Consider the following 6,239-nt stretch of genomic DNA (forward strand, 5'->3'; position numbering starts at 1 on the left):
CGCAGCGAATGCCGTTAGGTGGTAAATGCGAGACGCGAGGTACAAGGCCAAGGTATAGGCTCCTGCCTGCGCAGGAGTGACTTAATTTATTGTCATACCTGCGGAGGCAGGGACAGGTATCCAAGTGAGCGCAGCGAATGCCGTTAGGTGGTAAACGCGAGGCGCGAGGCGCAAGGCTAAGGTATAGACTCCTGCCTGCGCAGGAGTGACTTAATTTGTCGTCATACCTGCGCGTCATCCCTGCGGAGGCAGGGACAGGTATCCATGTGAGCGCAGCGAATGCCGTTGGGTGGTAAATGCGAGACGCGAGGTGCAAGGCCAAGGTATAGACTCCTGCCTGCGCAGGAGTGACGAGATAAACGCACGGCGTTGGTTCGCAGCGATATTTTTTAAATTGCGGCTTGCTACATCAAGCCAGTAAAGGAAGTTTCATGACCAAGAAATACAAAGGCATTATTCTCGCAGGTGGCTCTGGCACGCGCTTACACCCCATTACCATGGGTTGCTCCAAGCAGTTACTGCCAATTTACGATAAACCAATGATCTATTACCCACTGTCAGTGCTGATGCTGTCGGGTATCAAAGATATTTTAGTTATCTCTACGCCCACAGATTTACCCGGTTTCCAGCGCTTATTGGGTGACGGTAGTCAATTTGGCACCAACATCAGCTACGCTGAACAACCCAGCCCCGACGGCTTGGCCCAGGCCTTCACCATAGGCGCTGATTTCATTGGCAACGACAATGTCAGCTTGGTCTTAGGCGACAATATCTTCTACGGCCAGCGATTCTCAGACAATCTTAAAAGTGCCGTTGCCAAAGAGTCCGGTGCAACAGTCTTTGGCTACCACGTCACCGACCCAGAGCGCTTTGGGGTGGTTGAGTTTGACGAAGCTGGCAAGGCGATCAGCATTGAAGAAAAGCCCGCCAAGCCGAAATCGCCCTATGCAGTAACAGGTCTGTATTTTTACGACAACGACGTGATCGAGATTGCGCGCAATATCACACCCTCGCCGCGAGGCGAACTAGAGATTACCGATGTGAACCTCGCCTACCTCCAGCGCGGCGATCTCAGCGTGGAAGTGCTGGGTCGCGGTTTTGCCTGGTTGGACACCGGAACCCACGATTCCTTAATTGATGCGGGGCAGTTTGTGCAGACTGTTGAGCATCGCCAAGGCCTCAAAGTTGCCTGCCTAGAAGAGATCGCCTACCGACAGGGTTGGATTAGCACCGAACAATTGTTGCAGCAGGGTGAGGCTCTTAAAAAGACCGGCTATGGCCAATATTTGCTGCGGGTCGCCGACGGCTATAAATAAACGGAATTTGAGGCAGCAATGAACGTTATACAAACCAAGTTAAAAGATTGCGTGATTATCGAACCCAAAGTGTTTGGCGATCATCGAGGCTTTTTCTTAGAAACCTTTCAGGCAGATCGCTACCGCGACATGGCGGGTATCAGTCTGCCCTTTGTGCAAGACAATCACTCACGTTCGGCCAAAGGTGTCTTGCGTGGCCTACACTTTCAAAAGACCAAGCCCCAGGGCAAATTGGTGCGGGTGGTCAGTGGTGAAGTCTATGATGTGGCGGTGGACATACGTCAAGGCTCCCCCAGTTTTGGCCTGTGGGAAGGCGTAATCCTCTCGGAAGAAAATAAACGTCAATTGTGGGTGCCGCCGGGTTTTGCCCACGGCTTTGTGGTACTCAGTGATACCGCCGACTTTGAATACAAGTGCACCGACTATTACGACCCCTCAGATGAAGGGGCGCTGGTTTATAACGATCCCGATCTGGCTATTACTTGGCCCGAGGCCGAGGGGTTGGAATTCACACTGTCTGAGAAAGACGCCGCCGCGCCGCGTTTTGCCCAGCTGCGCAAGGAGCTGGGCCGATGAAACTGCTGATCACCGGCGCCAATGGCCAGCTAGGCCGTTGCTTACAAGATGTGCTGGCCGACACTGAGCATGAAGTCATCGCCCTTGACCGCAGCAGCTTGGATATTGGCGATGCCAAGGCAGTGAAGCAGATCATCGATCAACACCAGCCCCAGGCCATTATCAATGCGGCGGCCTATACCGCCGTGGACAAGGCGGAATCTGAGCCGGAGCTGGCCGCCAGAATTAATACCACTGGCCCAGAAAACCTCGCCAAGGCCGCGGAGCGCCACAGCGCCCTGTTGATTCATATCTCCACTGACTACGTCTTTGATGGCAGCAAGACCACCCCTTACACCGAAGACGATGTCACCAACCCCCAGGGCGTCTACGGCCAAACTAAACTCGATGGCGAAAAAGCCGTGCAGCAGCACTGCAGCCGCCATGTGATCCTGCGCACCGCCTGGGTATTTAGTGAATACGGCAATAACTTTGTTAAAACCATGCTGCGTCTGGGCAAAGAGCGGGATGAGTTGGGTGTGGTGGCAGATCAAGTTGGTTGCCCGACCTATGCGGGGGCAATAGCGGGAGCGCTGGCCTCAGTCCTTCGGGTGTTTAGTGAAAATCGGGCACGGTACGGCGTGTACCATTATTCCGGTGATAATGCCGTGAGTTGGTATGAATTTGCGCGTTGTATTTTTGATGCAGCCAAAAGCCGCGGCGAACTATTAAAACAGCCGCAGGTAAACCGGATTACTACGAAAGACTACCCCACTCCCGCAACGCGGCCCGCGTACTCGGTGCTGTCGAGTGATAAACTCAATACTCGCTTTGGTGTGCGAGCCGATGATTGGCACATATCGCTGGAAGCTGTTCTGAGTCGTCTGCCACACCAAGAGTAGCCATGAATGAAATTGTCGCCGCGATCATCGCAACACCAGGACGTTATTCGCTCGTCGGCAATTGCCTTTGTGATAAGGGCCTTGGGTGCGGTAGCGGGTTTTATCGCCACCGCTCTGATTGCTCGCGAGTTGGGGGCTGAAGAGTCCGGCTATTATTTCCTGGCTTTTACCACTGTAGTTATTCTTGCTGCGGTATCCCGTATGGGCATGGATAATACAGTTATACGGTTTGTGGGAAGCTCACCTGAGCAGGCAATGTCTGTTTTCTACAAATCAATGGCACTGGCTGGTGGCGCCAGTCTTGTTGTTGGTGTGTGTCTTTATACGTTGGCGACTCCAGTTGCCGAGCACTTCTTTAAAAAGCCGCAAATGGCAGGGGTCATAGAGGGCATTGCAGTGGCGGTTGTCGGTGTTGCATTGTTTACCTTGGCTGCCAACGCCTTGCAAGGGCTACAAAAGGTTCTGCTTTCTATCTTCGTCGTTAATATTGCCGCGAACGGGATACTGATCGCGAGTATTCTGCTGTTTAATATTAGCGATGCTGTAACACTGGCACGGGTTTTTGCCGCCGCGGCATCTGTGGCTGCTTTGAGTGGCTACGTGATGCTGCGTAAAAACCGACCACGTCGCGCCGCAACTGCTATTTCGTGGGAGGCATTGATCAAAAGCTGTATGCCACTATGGATCGTTGTGATTATGGGGCAAATGGTGCAATGGTCCGGGCAGTTTATTGCAGGGGTGTATATGGTGCCTGAAGTTGTTGCGCAATTAGCCGTTGCCCAACGAACTGCAATGCTGGCCAGCTTTGTCCTCATCGCTGTTAATCTAGTAGTGGCGCCAAAATTTGCGGCAATGCACCGCAATGGTGATATGGCGGCGTTGCAGCACCTCGCGAAAATGTCGGTGAAACTGATTGGTGTGATGGCGACCCCGGTCATCGCTATTATGCTTATTTTTCCGGGGTTTCTCATGGGACTTTTTGGTGAGGGATTTGCCGGCGGCAGTACGTTGTTACAGATACTGGCTGTGGGCCAGTTTGTAAATGCTATTACGGGTTCTGTGGGCTTTCTGTTGATGATGTGTGGCCATGAAAAGGATATGCGTAATATCACGCTTATATCCGGTTCACTGGCACTGACATTAACATGGTGGCTAACCGCTGCGTATGGGGCGTATGGCAACGCCATTGGCACAGCGATTGCAGTAGCGACTCAAAACCTGTTGGCGGTGTACTTCGTTAAGCGACGGCTTGGCTTTAATACCTTGGCAATATGGCAGAAATGATTTTCAGCGCAGTGTGAAAACGATTTTCTTGACCAATTGTTGGTTTACACTTTGGTAAGTATTTTGGAGTGTCGCCCTTTTTTGGTGCGATTTAAGGTAGGTTGGTGCATTAGAGTACCACTGCTGTTAATGGATTGTGATTGCGCGAGGGAAGTGCTTTGATGTTTTTACTCCGTGAAAGGCGTTTAACGCCAACCTCTTGTGATTTTTGTAGTAGCCTGAATTGCTTTGGTAATTTTTATTCAAGATATTAATTTAGGCGTTTCCATAGAGAAGCGCTGTGCGCCGTTGTATCTTGAAGAAAGTATTGTTTACTTGAAAATCAAGTAAGGGCTAACTCTTGTGGCGTGCTCGATACCAGCTTATTAATGATTAAAGAACGAGATAATATGGAAAATACCGGTTTTCTAGGCGAGCCCCTGTTTATCCTGGGAATGCACAGGTCGGGCACCACTATGCTTTCCAAGATGTTAGTAGAGTCGGGCTATTACCCGGGGTGGAGCTTGGAAGAGAATAATGAACCGACATATATTATAAAAAAGAATAATGAGATTTTACATTCTGCGGGTTGTAACTGGGATTTTCCCTACCATTTTCAGAGTTATCTGACTGATCGGCGAAGAAAATATCTCTGTGAATGGCTAATGCAGGATATCTTGTCTTTTCGTTCAGTGACGTTCTTCGGACCGGCGATGTGGCTTCGGCGAGAGCGTATGTTAAATGATAAACGCAATCTGTTAGTCAAGGACCCCCGATCCTCAATTACTTTCCCAATTTGGAAAATGGTATTTCCAAATCTGAAAGTACTGCATATTCGACGACACGGTGTCGACGTTGCCAAAAGCCTTGCGGTAAGGGCTGAAAAGATGTTGGCAAAAAGAATGGGAGAGATTCCACTCCCCCGAGGACTGAGGGTTGACGATATTCGCTATGGACTTGAATTATGGGACTTTTATGAAAAGTCCTGTAACGATGCGATGTCTTCGGTGGCTCCGGGCCACGTACTTTCGGTAAGTTATGAAGATATTTTAACCACGCCGGACAAGACCTTTGCTCAAATTGAACAGTTTTTAAATGTGCGTTTTAGTCCCGAATCCAAAGCCAAGGTTAATTCGGGTCGGGCTTACTCGTTTGTGCGGGACTTAGAGCTCGTTGCACTAAGTGAGGAGTATAGCGATGTACTGAAGGCACATGGTTATAGCGCAGGGGAGGCAAAGAGAGTTTGAAAATCCTTGTCACCGGCGGCGCCGGTTTTATCGGTAGCGCCGTAGTGCGCCATATCTTTGCCGACAGCACGGCCTCGGTGGTCGATGTCGATGCCCTGACCTACGCGGGTAATCTGGAGTCCATTCCCGACACGCTGCAGGGTGATCGCTACACCTTTGTACAGGCGAATATCTGTGACGGCCCGACAATGGCTGCCCTGTTTGCCGTGCACCGCCCCGATGCGGTGATGCATCTGGCGGCGGAGAGCCATGTGGACCGCTCTATCACCGGCCCCGGCGCCTTTATCCAGACCAATATCGTGGGCACCTACACCCTGCTAGAAGCCGCCCGGGATTACTGGATTGGCCTCGATGCCGAAGCCAAAGCCGCGTTCCGCTTTCATCATATCTCCACTGATGAGGTTTATGGTGACCTTCACGGCACCACCGATTTGTTTACGGAAGCCACCGCTTACGAGCCCAGCTCACCCTACTCGGCCAGCAAGGCCGGTTCCGACCACCTGGTGCGGGCCTGGCACCGCACCTACGGCCTGCCGGTGCTGATTACCAATTGCTCCAACAACTACGGGCCCTACCACTTCCCGGAAAAACTCATTCCCCACATGATCCTCAACGCCCTAGCGGGCAAGGCCCTGCCGGTTTACGGCGACGGCAGCCAGATTCGCGACTGGCTCTATGTGGAAGACCACGCGCGTGCCCTGTTCAAGGTGGTGTGTGAGGGCAAAGTGGGTGAGACCTACAATATTGGTGGCCATAACGAAAAACGCAATATAGAGGTGGTGGAAACCATCTGCGAACTACTGGAAGAACTTGCTCCTGAGAACGCCAATTCCCGTGCCAGCGGCAAAGGCTTTAAAGACTTAATCACCTTTGTTAAAGACCGACCCGGTCACGATGCTCGCTACGCGATTGATGCCAGCAAGATTCAGCGCGACTTGGGTTGGGTGCCAGAAGAG

The 6,239-nt window shown here is 51.6% G+C and carries 6 protein-coding genes; all 6 read left to right on the top strand.

Features of this window, described 5'->3' with window-relative positions; genetic code table 11:
* The first annotated feature begins 431 nt into the window (after window positions 1–431).
* Complete coding sequence (rfbA, locus tag ABYP33_RS16775) at window positions 432–1,316, top strand: glucose-1-phosphate thymidylyltransferase RfbA (protein WP_373092296.1); 885 nt, start codon at window positions 432–434, stop codon at window positions 1,314–1,316.
* Window positions 1,317–1,334: 18 nt separating this feature from the next.
* Complete coding sequence (rfbC, locus tag ABYP33_RS16780; RefSeq protein WP_373092297.1) at window positions 1,335–1,892, top strand: dTDP-4-dehydrorhamnose 3,5-epimerase; 558 nt, start codon at window positions 1,335–1,337, stop codon at window positions 1,890–1,892.
* Window positions 1,889–2,773 carry a dTDP-4-dehydrorhamnose reductase gene (gene rfbD / locus ABYP33_RS16785; protein ID WP_373092298.1) on the top strand — a complete coding sequence of 295 codons (885 nt, stop codon included), beginning with the start codon at window positions 1,889–1,891 and terminating at the stop codon, window positions 2,771–2,773. Before rfbC ends, rfbD begins: the two co-directional genes overlap by 4 nt.
* Window positions 2,774–2,779: 6 nt before the next feature.
* Complete coding sequence (locus ABYP33_RS16790; protein ID WP_373092299.1) at window positions 2,780–4,057, top strand: oligosaccharide flippase family protein; 1,278 nt, start codon at window positions 2,780–2,782, stop codon at window positions 4,055–4,057.
* A 389-nt stretch (window positions 4,058–4,446) separates the two neighbouring features.
* Window positions 4,447–5,283 (top strand): sulfotransferase, encoded by an 837-nt coding sequence (locus ABYP33_RS16795; RefSeq protein WP_373092301.1) that lies wholly within the window; start codon window positions 4,447–4,449, stop codon window positions 5,281–5,283.
* On the top strand, window positions 5,280–6,239 hold a 960-nt coding region (rfbB, locus tag ABYP33_RS16800; RefSeq protein ID WP_373092302.1), incomplete at its 3' end, for a dTDP-glucose 4,6-dehydratase. The genes ABYP33_RS16795 and rfbB, both read left to right, overlap by 4 nt.

Origin of the sequence: Zhongshania sp. (assembly GCF_041584495.1) — a bacterium.
In the GTDB taxonomy this organism is placed as follows: Bacteria; Pseudomonadota; Gammaproteobacteria; order Pseudomonadales; family Spongiibacteraceae; genus Spongiibacter.